At 38.9% G+C, this 15,404-nt stretch carries 12 protein-coding genes; 6 read left to right on the forward strand and 6 right to left on the reverse strand.

The features are described from left to right. The first annotated feature begins 1 nt into the window (after position 1). Positions 2-2,614, forward strand: a complete 2,613-nt coding sequence (locus AC3RVG_RS09210) for a S9 family peptidase (protein WP_489691163.1) — start codon at positions 2-4, stop codon at positions 2,612-2,614. Between the two features lie 758 nt (positions 2,615-3,372). Here the strand turns inward: AC3RVG_RS09210 and AC3RVG_RS09215 are convergent. The 6 genes from AC3RVG_RS09215 to AC3RVG_RS09240 form a co-directional block, all read right to left on the reverse strand. Next, entirely contained in the window at positions 3,373-3,621 is a 249-nt protein-coding gene (locus AC3RVG_RS09215) for a DUF6520 family protein (RefSeq protein ID WP_489691164.1), read from the reverse strand. 337 nt (positions 3,622-3,958) lie between these two features. Continuing rightward, positions 3,959-5,455 (reverse strand): MauE/DoxX family redox-associated membrane protein, encoded by a 1,497-nt coding sequence (locus AC3RVG_RS09220; protein ID WP_489691165.1) that lies wholly within the window; start codon positions 5,453-5,455, stop codon positions 3,959-3,961. Positions 5,456-6,399: 944 nt separating this feature from the next. After that, positions 6,400-7,080 carry a response regulator gene (locus tag AC3RVG_RS09225; protein WP_489691166.1) on the reverse strand — a complete coding sequence of 227 codons (681 nt, stop codon included), beginning with the start codon at positions 7,078-7,080 and terminating at the stop codon, positions 6,400-6,402. Positions 7,081-7,082: 2 nt separating this feature from the next. Next, positions 7,083-9,104 carry a tetratricopeptide repeat-containing sensor histidine kinase gene (locus AC3RVG_RS09230; protein ID WP_489691167.1) on the reverse strand — a complete coding sequence of 674 codons (2,022 nt, stop codon included), beginning with the start codon at positions 9,102-9,104 and terminating at the stop codon, positions 7,083-7,085. A gap of 79 nt (positions 9,105-9,183) precedes the next feature. Further along, positions 9,184-9,342 carry a hypothetical protein gene (locus AC3RVG_RS09235; RefSeq protein ID WP_489691168.1) on the reverse strand — a complete coding sequence of 53 codons (159 nt, stop codon included), beginning with the start codon at positions 9,340-9,342 and terminating at the stop codon, positions 9,184-9,186. A gap of 210 nt (positions 9,343-9,552) precedes the next feature. Continuing rightward, positions 9,553-10,251 (reverse strand): LytR/AlgR family response regulator transcription factor, encoded by a 699-nt coding sequence (locus AC3RVG_RS09240; RefSeq protein WP_489691169.1) that lies wholly within the window; start codon positions 10,249-10,251, stop codon positions 9,553-9,555. Between the two features lie 179 nt (positions 10,252-10,430). Here AC3RVG_RS09240 and AC3RVG_RS09245 point away from each other — a divergent pair, with 179 nt between their 5' ends. From AC3RVG_RS09245 to AC3RVG_RS09265, 5 genes are all read left to right on the forward strand, one after another. Beyond that, on the forward strand, positions 10,431-11,258 hold the full coding sequence (locus AC3RVG_RS09245) for an RteC domain-containing protein (RefSeq protein ID WP_489691170.1): 828 nt from the start codon (positions 10,431-10,433) through the stop codon (positions 11,256-11,258). Positions 11,259-12,258: 1,000 nt separating this feature from the next. Further along, the gene (locus AC3RVG_RS09250; protein WP_489691171.1) at positions 12,259-13,014 is read left to right on the forward strand and encodes a hypothetical protein; all 756 of its coding nucleotides are present in this window, start codon (positions 12,259-12,261) and stop codon (positions 13,012-13,014) included. A 2-nt stretch (positions 13,015-13,016) separates the two neighbouring features. Beyond that, a complete protein-coding gene (locus AC3RVG_RS09255) occupies positions 13,017-13,454 on the forward strand; it encodes a DUF5675 family protein (RefSeq protein WP_489691172.1) in 438 nt (145 codons plus the stop codon). Between the two features lie 28 nt (positions 13,455-13,482). Next, a complete protein-coding gene (locus tag AC3RVG_RS09260) occupies positions 13,483-13,662 on the forward strand; it encodes a hypothetical protein (protein ID WP_489691173.1) in 180 nt (59 codons plus the stop codon). Positions 13,663-14,444: 782 nt separating this feature from the next. Beyond that, positions 14,445-14,984, forward strand: coding sequence for a sugar transferase (locus tag AC3RVG_RS09265; RefSeq protein ID WP_489691211.1), 540 nt, complete (start codon positions 14,445-14,447; stop codon positions 14,982-14,984). Positions 14,985-15,404 lie beyond the last annotated feature (420 nt).

The raw sequence follows: 15,404 nt of genomic DNA on the forward strand, positions 1-15,404 counted from the left end.
TATGGATATTCAAATAAATAACGCCCATAGACCAAAATTTAGCCAAGTATTTTTTTTCATTTTCTTGTTTTTAATAGCAGTCTGCCCAATTTTTGGGCAGGCTGTAAACAAGAAAGTTATAACGGAGAAAGATTACGATAAATGGAATATACTTTATAATCCAGTTATTTCCAACGATGGTAATTGGACGGCGTGGCGACTTCAATTTCCAGGAACTGTTGATTCCCTAATGGTACTAAATACCCAATCTCAAAAAACAATGAAATATAAACACGCCGTAGAATACGAATTCAGTAAGAATTCAAAGTGGATCTTTAATTTTGAGCCCAATAGAACCCTTCATTTAATAAATCTTATTACCGAAGAAACTAAGAGTTTTCCAGAATTAGAACTCTTCTATTATTCCGATAACGGACATTATGCTGGCGTATTGGAGAAAAACGGTGATTTCTCATTGATCGATCTGGAAACAGCAAAAACAACTAAACTTAAAAATATTGACTGGTTTGCATTCTCGCCAAATGGTGAATGGGCGGCTATTGCAACAAATACAGAAAAGAGTAACTCAATTGAAATTTTAAATACCGAATCCCATAAAAGAATAGTGCTTCTAAGTAGCGAAAAAAGTAGCTTTTCAAATATGATATGGAACAATCAAAGTACGGGTCTGGCATTTATGGAAGAATTTAAGGATGCCGACGAAAAAACATATAGTGCTACACTTTACGAATTTCGAAATGGCAATACGCCAAGCTTAACCTCTCTCAATCCAACCTGGCATAAAGATTTCCCAACCAACACCTATATATCTGCAAAAGACGAATTATTCTATGCTGCAGATGGCGAACGCATCTTCTTTAATATTCGCCCCAAAACCTATTTGCAACGTGATCTAGATTCTCTAAAAAACAACGTCCAAGTTTGGAAAGGAGATGATAAATGGATAGTCCCGAGACAATTAAAAAATGCCGATCCCGCGTTTGGCCCTTGGCTCACCCAATGGAATCCAGTAAAAAAGGAGGTACTGCAAATTGCGGATGGAAACCTACCTACTGCCTTTCTCTTGCCCGAAGAAAACTATGCACTAATGTTCAACGAGAAACAATATGAACCCAGTTTCAAATCTCGTGGCGATGCTGATTTCTATATTATGGATCTATCAACCAAAGAGAAAACGCTAATGCTAAAAGAACATGTAACTTCATATAATAATAAATTCGGTTCCCCAAATGGCGAATCTATTGCCTATTACAAAGATGAAAAATGGTGGGTTTACAATATCCTTACCGATTCCCATACAGATGTATCGATTAATATCCCTTTTAAAATGGAAGTATTGGACCGATCTTCAAACTTAAATTTCTGGTTATATGGTTTTGCCGGTTGGAGTACAGACAGTAAATGGGTCTATGTCTATGACGAATTTGACATTTGGAAGGTCGCTATAAATGGAAAAGAGGCTCATAGAATTACAAATGGTAGGGAAGAAGAAACAGTTTTCAGAGTTTACAATACACAATTTGAACAATTTCCATTTCAACGTTTCGGCAAATTTTCATTAGACGTATTAGATACTGAGAACGATATTATTTTAGAAGCTACAGGGCCTAAAGGATCTGGCTACTATATCTGGAATTCAAAAGGAATAAACCCACTCTTCACAAAAAAGACTAAAATAGCTAATCTTAAAAAAGCAAAAGTTAAAGCTAGTTATATTGTCGAGGAAGAATCCTTTGATATTCCCAAAAGAATATATTTATTGGAAGATGGCAAGGAGTCTTTGCTATATGAAAGCAATCCGCATTATAAGGATTTCATCAGCCCTAGGCAGGAATTAATCAATTACAAAAGTTTTGATGGACGAGATTTGCAAGGTATATTGATGTATCCCGATAATTATGAGAAAGGAAAACAATATCCAATGATAGTACATGTCTATGAGCGCTTATCAACAAAATATCATTTATACCACACCCCCTCCAAATATAATGGCGACGGCTTCAACCCTAGATTATATACCGCCCAAGGATATTTTGTACTGTATCCAGATATTGTTTACAAACTTGGCGACCCTGGAGTTTCCGCCTTGCAATGTGTAACCGCTGCAGTGGAAACCGTTCTAAAATCTGGAAGGGTCGATAAAACCCGATTGGGGTTGCAGGGCCAATCATATGGCGGTTATGAAGCCGCCTTTATCGCCACACAGACCGATATGTTTGCAGCCGTAGTTTCAAGTGCGGGAGTTACAAATTTTCTCAGCTTCTTTCTAACCATTGGCGGCTATACCGGTCTCCCAAATAGCTGGTGGTTTGAGGAACACCAATGGAGGATGGGAGTTTCCTACTTCGATGATCCAGATGCCTATAACAGAAACTCGCCCATGCATCATGTACAAAATGTTAGCACCCCAATCTTGCTTTGGTCCGGTGCCGAAGACGTGCATATCGATGTCCGCCAAAATATCGAATTCTATCTCGCCCTCCGCAGATTGGGCAAGGAAGTAACTTTCCTATACTACCCCAATGAATCCCACTCCCTCACAAAACCCAAGAATCAAGAAGATGCCACCAAGCGAATTTCTGATTGGTTCGCAAAATACCTAAAACCAAAATAAAATAACCCTAAACATTTTCATAGTCACCACCCAAAGGTCCCCGAGTGCCCGACGCAGGAGGGTGTATCGAGGGGCCCGAGTGCCCAATCCGATAACCTCGATATAAATTTTAGCTCCGCTGCGCGAGCTAAAATTCACTCGGTCACCTTTGTTTCTTACTTTAAATAAATCCCTATTACCAATTAAACAACAATGTCACACTGAGCGCAGTCGAAGTGCTTATGAAAACGCGCCCACAAATCCCAGAAATATGTCAGGGTGAGCAGCCCGTCCTGAGCGCAGTCGAAGGGAAGTCGAAGGGCAGTCGAAGTGCTTATGAAAACGCACCCACAAATCCCACCACCTAATACTAGTATTTCCGTATTCCCGAAGTAACTTTTCGATTTCAATTTCGATGTCGTTTTCCCACCCCGCTAACCTCGATACAAATTTTAGCTCCGCTTCGCTTGCTGAAATTCACTCGGTCACCTTTGATTCCTACTTTAAATGAACACACAATTCCTAAAAATATGTCAGGGTGAGTAGCCTGTCCTGAGCGTAGCCGAAGGGGAGTCGAACCCCTTGTTTTAACATAATGTCTGATTAAGTAATTTTTCTGGGTGGTTAGCTTGTCACACTGAGCGCAGTCGAAGTGCTAATGAAAACGAATCAAACAATACACCAATTAACAAATTAACAATTCCCTAATCCCACCAATTTCCCACAAAAAAAAGAGACTGCCCATCAAGACAGCCTCTTTCCCTACTCAACCCTTTACACTAATTAAAATACAAAGGTCTGTCACATCCAGTGGATCCGTCCATGGCAAAAACAAGGTTTCCGCCGGAGGTACATTGAATGAGCCCATCGGTATAGCATTGTATAGCCTTTTTACAGGGCTGTGTGCTATGCACATAACCTTGCTCCAATGAACTATCAGCAACAGTCTCCTGGCTCGCAAAAGCCGCACTTACTGCAAAGGCTACCGCCAATATTGGCAGCGCCCAATTCATTTTTAAATTTTTCATGTTTGAAATAATTTAAATTTATAAAACGATCTACTTTTTTCTACAGGTGTTCAATCTTACTTCCTGATACTTGCGCTAGTATGCGTTTATATTATTAATCACTATGTTAACTTAAAATTTGAAGCATTATAACGAAATTTAAAATCCATAGGAGATTTGAATATTTCCATTTTCATCATTCGTCCTCTTTCTCTTAGCCCCTTTGTCCTTTTGTCTCTTCGTCCATTCGTCCCTTCGTCCTTTCGTCTCTTCGTCCTTTCGTCTCTTCGTCCCTTCCGTCCATTCGTCTCTTCGTCCATTCGTCCCTTAGTCCCTTCATCCCTTCATCTTCCAACCATCAATCAAACTCAAGAAAATATTCCCCACTCAACTCATAACGCACCAAATAATCCCCCATCAGCGCGTATAGAGCCTTATCTTCAACTTGAAACTGCGAAACTTTAAACCCTTTATAATCATATATATAAAAACTAAATTCATACGTTTTTCCAGAAATCTTATATACATCTACAATAGTCGCACGATCCAAGATTTCTTTTTTCTCAAATGCACCAAGTCGATCGGAAATTATATACAAATAATCGCCAGCTATAGTAGCTTGCTTGTTTACAACCACAGTATTACCACTAAGTTTAATTTCATTAGTGTTGGAATTGTGGATAAGTTCAACTTGTGCTTGCGAAATTGTATCAATTGTCTTGCCTGTATAATCTAAGTTTAGTTTTTCATCGAAGACAACATATTCATTTTTATAGTAAAAAACATATATGAATTTACCGTCTGTCGCTCCAGCAAGCAATTGCCCATCAGTTTCAAATATTGAATTTGTTTGAGCTCCAATTAGATTAAAGTTTTTGTTTAAGTGAAATAGAGTAGAAGTATAACTAGCTATTACTTGCTGCTTGGTCTGTCCATCTATTGTTCTTACAATAAATCTATCATCATTGACAGGAATTATACTCGAAAAGTAAAATTGATCTCTTGATAGGGTATGCGCTTTCCAATTCGTAATACTGCCCTTTTGTATTATTGGCACAGTGCCATCACTAACATAAAAATCCGGAGGACTAATATCTATTTGAATACGCTGATAGGGGAGCTCCATAGCTTCCAGTTGTATTCTATGTTCTTTCCTATTTTTAAAATCCCTGTCTAACTCCATTACATTCAATGGCGCTATCACATTTCCTAAATAAATAATACCATCTTTTATCCCTGCTATATAATAAGAATCAAATTTGAGATTTGTCGCCTCAATTAATTTTATAGGATGTGGCACAAACCTTCTCTGAAAAGCATTATTCCTATGCATCTTTTTCTCTGATAACAGAAAGAGCATTATAACCAATCCAATAGCTAAAAAAGCTAATGAAATAAGTAGTAATAATTTTCTTTTAATACTTAGGCTATTTGTTAATAAAATTGCCATCCCCGCCAAGACGATAAAAAACACATTAAATATGAGGTGTTGTGTCCAACTCATTGCTTCTAAAACACCCCCACAAGAACAGGGAATAAAGTCAGAGTAATTAAGAATGATAAAAATGTAGGCGGTAAACATTACCATTAATGTAAAACCTGCATAGAGCGCAACTTTCCTAAAACGACAGAAGATTAATAGAATGGCGATTAATATTTCTGCGCTTGGTACCAGCCAGACTATCTTACCAGCATAAGCGCTTAGTAACGGCGATTGAGCGAGTTGGTATTTGAAATTTTCAAAATCCAATATTTTATTTACCGCAGCATATAGGAATAACAAAACGAAGAGATAAGACACTACAACATTGGTGTGTTTCCTAGTGAATTTCAAAATGTTCGCCCTATCTATCATAATTTTATATATACTGAATTAGCATACATAAAATTAGGAACTAAGGTTTTATAATAGTGGAAATTAGGCTTACCCTTTCGGCGGATTAAACTTACTTTTTCAACGGTTTCTCCCATTTCACTAACCTCGATACAAATTTTAGCTCCGCTGCGCGAGCTAAAATTCACTCGGTCACCTTTGTTTCCTACTTTAAATAAATCCACAATACCAATTAAACACATATGTCACACTGAGCAGCCCGTCCTGAGCGCAGTCGAAGGGCAGTCGAAGTGCTTATGAAAACGCACCCACAAATCCCACCATCTAATACGAGTATTTCCGTATTCCCGAAGTAACTTTTCGATTTCGATTTCGATTTCGTTCCCACAATCCGCTAACCTCGATACAAATTTTAGCTCCGCTGCGCTTGCTAAAATTAACTCGGTCACCTTTGTTTCCTACTTTAAATGAATCCAAATTCCCAGAAATATGTCAGGGTGAGTAGCCTGTCCTGAGCGTAGCCGAAGGGGAGTCAAACCCCTTGTTTTAACGAAAAGTCCGATTAAGCAGTATGTTAGGCCAAGGAATATTTCAGAGTTGTTAGCTTGTTAAACTTAGTGTAGTCGAATTGCCCAACGTAATAGTGCGCATCAAGTGGTCTAACCTCCGCAGCCGCTAACCTCGATACAAATTTTAGCTCCGCTTCGCTAGCTAAAATCCACTCGGTCACCTTTATTTCCTACATTAAATGAATCCCCATTACCAATTAAACAACTCAACAATTCAACAACAATGTCACACTGAGCGCAGTCGAAGTGCTTATGAAAACCCACCCACAATTCCCAGAAATATGTCAGGGTGAGTAGCCCGTCCTGAGCGTAGTCGAAGGGCAGTCGAAGTGCTAATGAAAACGTATCATCCAACTATCCAACCACCCAACAAAAAGAACCTTTTCAATAAACTAGTCAGATAAACCCATGTTCCCTAGCGCGCATCAATAACTCCCTGTCTTCGCCCTGCTGTATGTCAAAAATTACCTTCAACTTGCTCTTGCGCTTTTCGAGAGCTCCCATTGAAAAAGGTAACAGGCTGGGTAATTCCTTCATTTTGGTGCCTTGAGAAAGTTCATAGAGCATAGAACGATCCCATTTGTCTAATAAATAATCGTGACTAATATACTTTCGTATCGCCTGAATAACTGTTCTGCTGTAGTACGGTGGCGCTGAAAGTACAACGATTAGTGCCGCTCCTAGTGTTTCGGCATTAATATCACTCTTTATTAAAAACCCTTCCGGATTTATACTTTTAAAAATATTCTGAATCCTATAGTTATCATTAAATGTAGTAGCCACTACTATCTTAGCATTAGGCCATTTCTCTCTAATTTCAATCCCCAAATCCTCCCCTGAAAGATGAGAACCATCGCTCGCGGGTGGCAATTTGATATCTAAAAAAACTAAATCTAGAGAAGTATTCGAGTGTATTCTCTCTAATTCCATCAAGGCAGCATCACAACTATCAGCCTCGTGTATGTTAAATGCCCATTCATCATTTTGCAATTCAATTTCTAAAAGCGCACTTTTATATGCATCAATAAGCAAAGGATGGTCATCAATTATCAGTGTGTTTAAATGTTTTGTTTTCATTGTTATTCGTTTAAAGGAATACTTATAAATATTGTAGTGCCTTTATCAAGGGCACTTTTTATTGTAAACTTCCCATTTAATTTTTCAGTTCTCGATTTCATATTCTTTATGCCAATCCCTTTACCCGTAAGGCGCGGTTTAAATCCTATTCCGTTATCTACTATATGTAATTCTAGAAACACACTTACAATCTTAAGATTTACGGTTACAAGTGAAGCATCTGCATGTTCCGTAATATTGTGTAGCGCTTCCTCTATGATTTTATACAGATTTGCTTTAATAAAGTCGGGTAATTCTTCCCATATTTCCCGCTCCTCAACTTTAAATTCAACCTTATAGCGCCCCTGTTTTTCCCACTTTTTCAGCAACTTTTCAATAGTTTGAATATAAATTGATTCAGTTATAAATACTTCATTGAGCATATCTCTAGCGATATCTCTAATTTCAGTCTCTAACTGCTGCATTTCAGCTAAATTATTTCGATGTTTCCTTAAAGTTTCCGTATCGCCTTTTACTTTTAAAAACTCCCAAATTAACCGTGTTCCAATCATTCTTGCCAATACGCCATCGTGCAATTCCTCGGCTACACGCTTGCGTTCTTGCAGTCTTCCTCTCTCTAGACTAGCTTGTTGTTCTAAGCTTAACAAGTAAATCTTCTCGTCAGCTTTTTGTTGTTGCGCCTCAAAGGCTAGTGCCTTATTCTTACTGCCTTGCTTAAAGATTACTATCAATAATATTAATATTAGCGTTACAGCAGCACTTCCTACTGTTATCCACGTTTTATCGCGCAGCAAGCGCTCGTTTTCCTTTATATAATTATCAGTATCGTACTCTATTCTTGTAAATTTATTGCGTAACTCCCGCTCTCTCTGGTTTAAAGTCTCATTTAGTTCTATATGCTCCCTTAAATAACGCCCACTATTTTCTGGATCAATTTCTGCCAATAATAACAACGCGCCAAGTGTATCCCGATTTAGCGCTAATTCCCGCCCTAAGGTATATGCCTGCGATCCGTGATTAAGTGCTTTTACAGTGTCCTCAACACTTAAGTAATAGCTTGCTAGATGAATATGGCTCATAACCATACCTGGCTTATTCTCAATGCTGTCACGTATAGCTAAAGCGTTTAAATAAATATCTGGCAGCTGCCATTTTATCCCCATTAAAAACTGACTATATGCGCGATTGTCTATTAAACGTGCATATAATGCAGCGTCCCGCTCTCTTAGACCCTTAAAACCTAGGGCTTCATCAAATAGCGCCACAGCCTCTTCCTGTCTTCCTAATTTCTGATACAATACGCCTATATTGTTATGATGATCCTGAAGGTGTAGTGAATTAGTTTCTACTTTGTCTAAGTACTGATAAGCTATCTGGTATTGTTTTAGCGCGTCATCGTATTCATTTAAATTATCATAAACCGCCCCCAAAAGATTGTAACACAAATAAAGTTGTTGCGTTTTCTCTAAAGACTTAAAAATTGAAATAGCCTGATACGATAAAATTTCACTCCCTGTATAATCCTTAATCCTAGATTTTATATACGCCATATGATATAGCATTTTACCAGCGTAATAGGGGTTCGAGTTATTAAAATGGTGATATGCCTTTTCGTAATGTGCATAACTCTTGCTGTAAAGGTCCCTTCCCAAATAGTGCATGCCATAATTCCAATGGGTTTGCCCAATAAATCCGCTGTCTTTTCTTTGGTTCGCAAGTATAAGTGCCTTCCCATTTATATTGTAGAACAACAAAGAATCTGCATCTTCGGCTATTGCGTATGCTATCTTGTTATAACAAATCATTTTTAAACTGTCACTTTTAGTGGCAGCCGCTACATTAATAGCCTCACTTATTATTTCGTTAGAAAATTCTCTAGTAGGGGTTGAAAGTTTTAATTGCAATAACGAATCTATCTTTGTTTCGGCATTCTGAGAATTTACTATAGGCTCATTACATTGTGCAAGAAACATAAAACTAATTCCTGCGATTAAATAGAATGTGTATATAGTTACTTTATTCATTTTAAATGCTTTAAAGCCACTATAAAATTAAGAAAAGCCTTTCCAATGTGAAAAGACTTTTCGATTAACGGTAAGTGAATCAGTCTCTTCCGTTGTCTGTGCGAATGCTCAAATCGTCGCCCGTACTAACCGGATTTCGATCCTCCTGTTGCATTTGCCCCTCCAAATTGGTAGGGGTGCAAGAGCTTAGGCCCAAAATTGCAATGCCTAGTAAAGTAATTACATGTCGAAGTTTCATAATTAAATGAATTAAGGTGTTGAATAAAAGTTCCATCCATCGCCTTGATAGATTATATTCAATGGTGCACCTTGAAAGACTAGAGTAATCTAGCCCGGAGAGCAACTTCCGTATACTAAAATTATTGAAGTAAGTTCTGTACCCTTGTAATTACTACCTTGTTTCTTTCATAACTAACTGTTTACATGGTAAAATGCCTACTATTCATGGTTACATCAATACACCTTCTCTCTTTAAAATATCAATCAATACTAACTCTTCTTCATATTTCTTAGTAAAAGGTATGCAGCTATCGCACCCTTTTAATTTCAAAAACTTCTTCCCATAATTAATTCTTGTTACAAAGTGTGCATTTATTATATAGCTCTTATGCACCCTTAAAAAAGGTATGCACAACTTTGTCTGAAAATGCGAAAGGGTATTAAACACAGTAAAACTTTCACCATCCGCAAGCCCTATAATTACATAATTGTTGTCTGCCTGCAACATGCGTATATCCGTGCTTCTTAGATATCGAACCTCTTTAGGAGAGCTAATGGAAATTGAGCGCTCTTTGTTCAATAGTGCAATCTTGCATTTTTGTAATGCTTGTATAAGTAGGATAGGAATAATGGGTTTAATTATAGTATCGCAAAAACCATTTTTCAATGCCAAATACCCCGTTCGGTAATCTGTGCATAGTCCAATTAATAATGGCAGATTTCTAAAACTGGATTGAATTTCTGAGATGAAATCATTCGGATTACTGATAAAATCCAAATCAATTAAAATGACGTCTGGCCTGTGTTTACTGATAGGTTCCCCTATAAATTCAGGCATTTCAGAAAATATAAATTCAAAATAGTCTAGTGTATCAACCTGCTGCTCAAGTAAATTCTGAACCCTAATAAAATCTTTAACTACTGCCAATACTCTAAACACAATTGTATCCTTTATACCTCCATACTACGTCATTTTTTGAACTAGCAAGTATGGTTTCTCCCTACTATTAGTATGGAGATTCAACCCATTCACTACTAACAATAGCCATATTTTTGATCGTATTTTAATTGGAACACTCCCTGTTAAATCCTTTAAAACAGTACAATATGTTACCATATCTCAATATCCAAAAAGAATTGGAACAACAATTATCTTCCGTAAATCTTGAATCAGAATCTATTTTTCTTGAAATCCATACCGCTGTAGATGCCTGTAAGACCGCGCTAGAAAAATTACGCAAATTGGTCATTTCTAACGGATTTAAAAGTCTGGATGCAGAATGCTCATTCTTTAAAAATATAAAACCGCAGGTGGTGGGTAAATTAATTTTCTATTTAAAGCTTGCATCCTTTGAAACATCCAAACCAAAATGCGGTAAAAAAGCAATAAAAAAGCATTTAAAAAATCAGCTCTTAGCTTTACAGGCAATGTATTTAGCAAACGAAGAATTCTATACATACCAACTCCTAAATAGAACAGACCGCGATAAAGAATACTTCACAAGAGCTAATGGGATGATCAATTTTCATCCCCATACCTTTTTTTACTGCACCGACTCTCAATTTTCTACTACCCACGATTTATTATTGGCGAAGTTTATAGCCAATCAATTGCTTCTTAATCACTATTCAAATGCCTTATCTAAAATAAATTTTCCTTTCAATACCAAACCACAAACTTCCAACCTAAAATGGACAGGCTTAAAGGTAGATTTAGTAGAACTAGTTTACGCACTTCAAGCATCAGGCTTAGTAAACCACGGCAATGCCCCAATTAAAGAACTAGCCGAAGGACTAGAAACCCTATTCACAATAAAACTAGGCGATTACTACCGCACCTTCCTAGAAATCCGCACCCGCAAGAGCAAACAATCAAAACTCTTCAAAACCCTAAAAACTAGCCTCCAGCGAAAAATCATAGAAGTAGATGGATAATCCCACATCTTAAATCTCAAATTAAAAAAAACATCAAATAATGGATATGAACTGATTCCCTTCAGTCGTGAGTCCCATTTACAGCTAGAACCCTTCCGTCAGCTGATATATATTCAGCATCGAATTATAATTATTCCCAGCTGCCACCTTCCCTTGTAAGATCATTTAGTTCTCTAAATTAAACTCGTTGTAAAGGGAAGGAGCTCATATTGGTGCTTGAAAAATGAACATAATCAAATTGCATCCCGCAGTACCTATGTCAGGGTGAGTAGCCCGTCCTGAGCGGAGCCGAAGGGCAGTCCAATGTCAGGGTGAGCAGCCTGTCCTGAGCGGAGCCGAAGGGCAGTCGAACCCCCTTGTATAGCAAGATGTTCAATGCCAGTAGACTGTCAGGGTCAGTAGCCTGCCCTGAGCGTAGTCGAAGGGTCATTGCGAGAAAGCGACGATAGGAGTGCCCGAAGCAACCTCTCCCTCGGCATGCACCCCGCTTGGAACACACACTAACCCCAACAATAAATAATTCGTGTATTCGTGGTAATCCCCCACCCACCCCATACTCACCCCATAGCCATACCAAAGCCATAGCAAAGCCATTAGATCGTAGGAATTCATCAAATTTTTCCTACAAAATAAATTAATATGCAAAAAGCACCAAATTTCCCAACACCCAACTTGGTCTCATCTTGGGTAAAAACAAATAACACTAACTCCCATCATACCTCAGTATTTTCATACTTTTAGAAGATTTATATTAAAATATTCTATCCCAATTCCCCACCACTTCTTTCAAATAATCTCCCTAAAAAACTTTTTTTCACGCCTTTTAACAACCTTTTCAGACTCCAATTTTTTATTCAAATAAAATTCAACTTCCTCAACCCTCACAGCCGCTACAATCGGGCTATTTTCCAAAAATAAATCGTACCCAAGATGCACCCAACTTGTGAACATTCGCTTTTTCAGGACCGCATCTTTGCAGCTAACTTTAAATTTTTTAATTATGGCAAAACAAGCTGGAATTATCAAGTTAAAAGGTACTATCGAAGATATTGCCTTTTACAAAACTGCAGATGGTCACCTTGCCCGCGCTAAAGGCGGAATAGAGAGGAACAAACTGCTACACGATCCCAAGTTTCAAAGAACCCGGGAAAACAATTCCGAATTCGGCCGTGCAGGTCGTGGCGGAAAATTACTGCGTAACGCAGTTCGGCAACAAATGATCAATGCCAAAGACAGACGAGTTGTTAGTAGATTAATGACCGTCCTGTTGGCAATCATTAAAACCGACCCAATTAGTCCGCGAGGTCAACGGACTATACCCAACGGGAATATTCAGATACTGAAAGGCTTCGATTTTAATATTGAAGCCCCTCTCAGCACTGCTGTTTACTTAGAATACGCAATGGACTTCGATCGAGTTTCGGGAGAAGCTACTGTTAATCTAGACGCATTTAGTCCTGCTATTGGCATAGCAGCACCAAGTGGTACAACCCACTTCAAATTGAATCTAGGCGCAGCAGCCATAAACTTCGATGGAGAGGAGGCTGTATTTGCAGCGGCAGACACCGGTATACTTCCGTACACGCAGCCAGAAGTTATGGCTAGTGAAATGAACGTTCTTCTAAAACCAAATCTTACGCTCCCAGTTATCCAACTATTGGGCGTAGAATTTTACCAAGAGGTGAATGGAGAGTTCTATCCGTTAAAAAATGGGGCCAAAAATGCCCTGTCCATTGTTAAAATAGACACCGTTTAATAATGGAGTTTATATTAACAAGGGTTTATAAGAGTGGGGGTACCAATGGTACCCTCACTTTAAACGGACACTTCGTCTGTTTCACCATAGAGCTTCCGTGGAAGGAAAACAAGCGCAACATTTCCTGCATCCCAGAAGGCAAATATGAACTTAAAGCTCGGTACTCACCAAAGTTTAAAAATCATTTGGAAGTACTCGACGTACATAACAGAAGCTTAATTCTCTTGCACCCTGCAAATTCCGCGCTAAAGGAATTGCGAGGTTGTATAGCTCCAGTGAAGCAACTCACAGGAGTAGGGAAGGGTATCTATTCAAAACTCGCTTTGGGAAAAGTACTTTCCATTTTCCATCAAGCAGTGGAAAGGCGAGAAAAAGTAACCATTAATATTAATTCGAATCGATATGAATATCTTAAACAGATTCAAAAAACCAACACCTAGATTCTTTCGAATTATAAGAAACCTAGGCTTGAGTTTTGCCACAGTAGGCGGAACAATTCTAGCCGCTCCTGTTAGCTTACCCACCTGGCTAATCACGATAGCTACTTATGCAGTAGTTGTAGGAACAGTAGTTAGCGCTATAAGTCAAGCAGCGGTAGAAGACGTAATTCCTGATGAAGAATCAAAAGACAATGATGATGGATATTAAACACGGTCAAATATGGTTGGGTACTGCTGGAGGAACTTTCCTTTCCTCCCTAAGCGTAATTCGTGCCGAAGATATCTTACTCACCGTCATCCTAGCCTCAATAGGCGCGGTGGTCAGTTTCCTAATGTCCTGTTTATTGAACCTCTTCCTAAAACCCAAACTAGGAAAGTCCAAAAGAAATAAAAAAACCAAATAACCCAAAGGGGCCCCAAAAAAAAACCGGCCCCTTTTCTCATGCCAACCCCCACACATAACAAAACATCAACACAAACCAAATGTCAGGGTGAGCGCAGTCGAACCCCCTTGTGCTATCAGAATATCGAGCCAAGCACAATGTCAAGCAATATGTCATGATGAGTAGCCCGCCCTGAGCGCAGCCGAAGGGCAGTCGAACCCCTTGTGTAGCAAGATGTTCTATGCCAGCAAAATGTAGGCGTAAGCAGCCCCTCCTGATCGGAGACGAACCCCTTCTCACAATGTCAGGGTGAGCGCAGTCGAACCCCCTTGTTTAGCAAAATTGTCAATTCAAGCAATACATCAATTACCAAATTAACTCCCCGCCGCGGCCGGTTGGGGCCCATTTAGCAACGGGTCTTTGGGCAGCCTATGCTAAGCCTGTCGAAATATATATAGACTCTATGTCGCTAACAATCTATTTTACTAACTTCGCCTTAACTCCAATCATAATTACTTTTCTAATAAAAAAGCTGCCAAAAGTTTATAACTTCCAATTTCAAAAATAATAATAAACAATAACATTAAAAACATCCCCAATTAAAAGAATATTCGACATACTACTGTCATTACTACTCTTATTCCTACTAGGTTGGCTACTTCTATTCTTAATTTTAATTGCAGCTATCGATACAGGCAGTGGACTTTTTACACAAGTTCGTATCGGTCAATTCGGCAAGCCATTTAAAATTTATAAAATCCGTACCCTGCAGCTTTGCTGTGGCGATAGTTCTAGTTTCGGACGCTTCCTTCGTCGTACCAAATTAGACGAACTGCCACAGTTGCTAAACATTCTCCTCGGACAAATGAGCTTTGTAGGTCCCCGACCAGATATACTTGGGTATTACGATAAGCTCCAAGGAAAAGAACGAAAACTATTAGAATTAAAACCAGGCCTTTGTAGTAAAGCCGCATTGAAATATATGGACGAAGAAGCAATTTTGGCAAAGCAAAAAGATCCCCTGAAATATAATGATGAGGTTCTCTTCCCCGATAAAATAAAAATGAATCTAGAATATTACTACAACAGATCATTTCTTGGCGACATACAAATCTTGCTAAAATGCGCTAAACACACAATCCTCTAACCCTTCAAACATGAAGTTGCCTGAATGAGCAAATTGTGGCTAAACCGAATGTCAGCGTATGTCAAATGTCAGGGTAAGCAGCCCATCCTGAGCGCAGTCCCATTGTCAGGGTGAGTAGCCCGTCCTGAGCGGAGCCGAAGGGCAGTCCTACTGTCAGGGTGAGTAGCCTGTCCTGAGCGGAGCCGAAGGGCAGTCGAACCCCTTTTAAAGGATACCTGTCGAGCCAAGCAATATCTCAGGCTAAGCAAAATGTCAGAGTAAGCACCCCCTCCTGAGCGGAGCCGAAGGGCAGTTCTAATGTCAGGGTGAGCGCAGTCGAACCCCCTTAGTACTTCCAAACATCAGGCTAAGCAAAATGTCAGAGTAAGCAGCCCCTCCCGAGCGAAGCCGAATTAAAGTCGAAGGCCCTACTTATAGTTT

Source organism: Aequorivita sp. IT1282 (assembly GCF_058068205.1).

What these genes read in the sequence shown, in the direction of transcription:
- AC3RVG_RS09210 (WP_489691163.1), top strand. Translation starts at nt 2, where the DNA reads ATGGATATTCAAATAAATAACGCCCATAGACCAAAATTTAGCCAAGTA.
- AC3RVG_RS09215 (WP_489691164.1), bottom strand. Translation starts at nt 3,621, where the DNA reads ATGAAAAATTTAAAAATGAATTGGGCGCTGCCAATATTGGCGGTAGCC.
- AC3RVG_RS09220 (WP_489691165.1), bottom strand. Translation starts at nt 5,455, where the DNA reads ATGATAGATAGGGCGAACATTTTGAAATTCACTAGGAAACACACCAAT.
- AC3RVG_RS09225 (WP_489691166.1), bottom strand. Translation starts at nt 7,080, where the DNA reads ATGAAAACAAAACATTTAAACACACTGATAATTGATGACCATCCTTTG.
- AC3RVG_RS09230 (WP_489691167.1), bottom strand. Translation starts at nt 9,104, where the DNA reads ATGAATAAAGTAACTATATACACATTCTATTTAATCGCAGGAATTAGT.
- AC3RVG_RS09235 (WP_489691168.1), bottom strand. Translation starts at nt 9,342, where the DNA reads ATGAAACTTCGACATGTAATTACTTTACTAGGCATTGCAATTTTGGGC.
- AC3RVG_RS09245 (WP_489691170.1), top strand. Translation starts at nt 10,431, where the DNA reads ATGTTACCATATCTCAATATCCAAAAAGAATTGGAACAACAATTATCT.
- AC3RVG_RS09250 (WP_489691171.1), top strand. Translation starts at nt 12,259, where the DNA reads ATGGCAAAACAAGCTGGAATTATCAAGTTAAAAGGTACTATCGAAGAT.
- AC3RVG_RS09255 (WP_489691172.1), top strand. Translation starts at nt 13,017, where the DNA reads ATGGAGTTTATATTAACAAGGGTTTATAAGAGTGGGGGTACCAATGGT.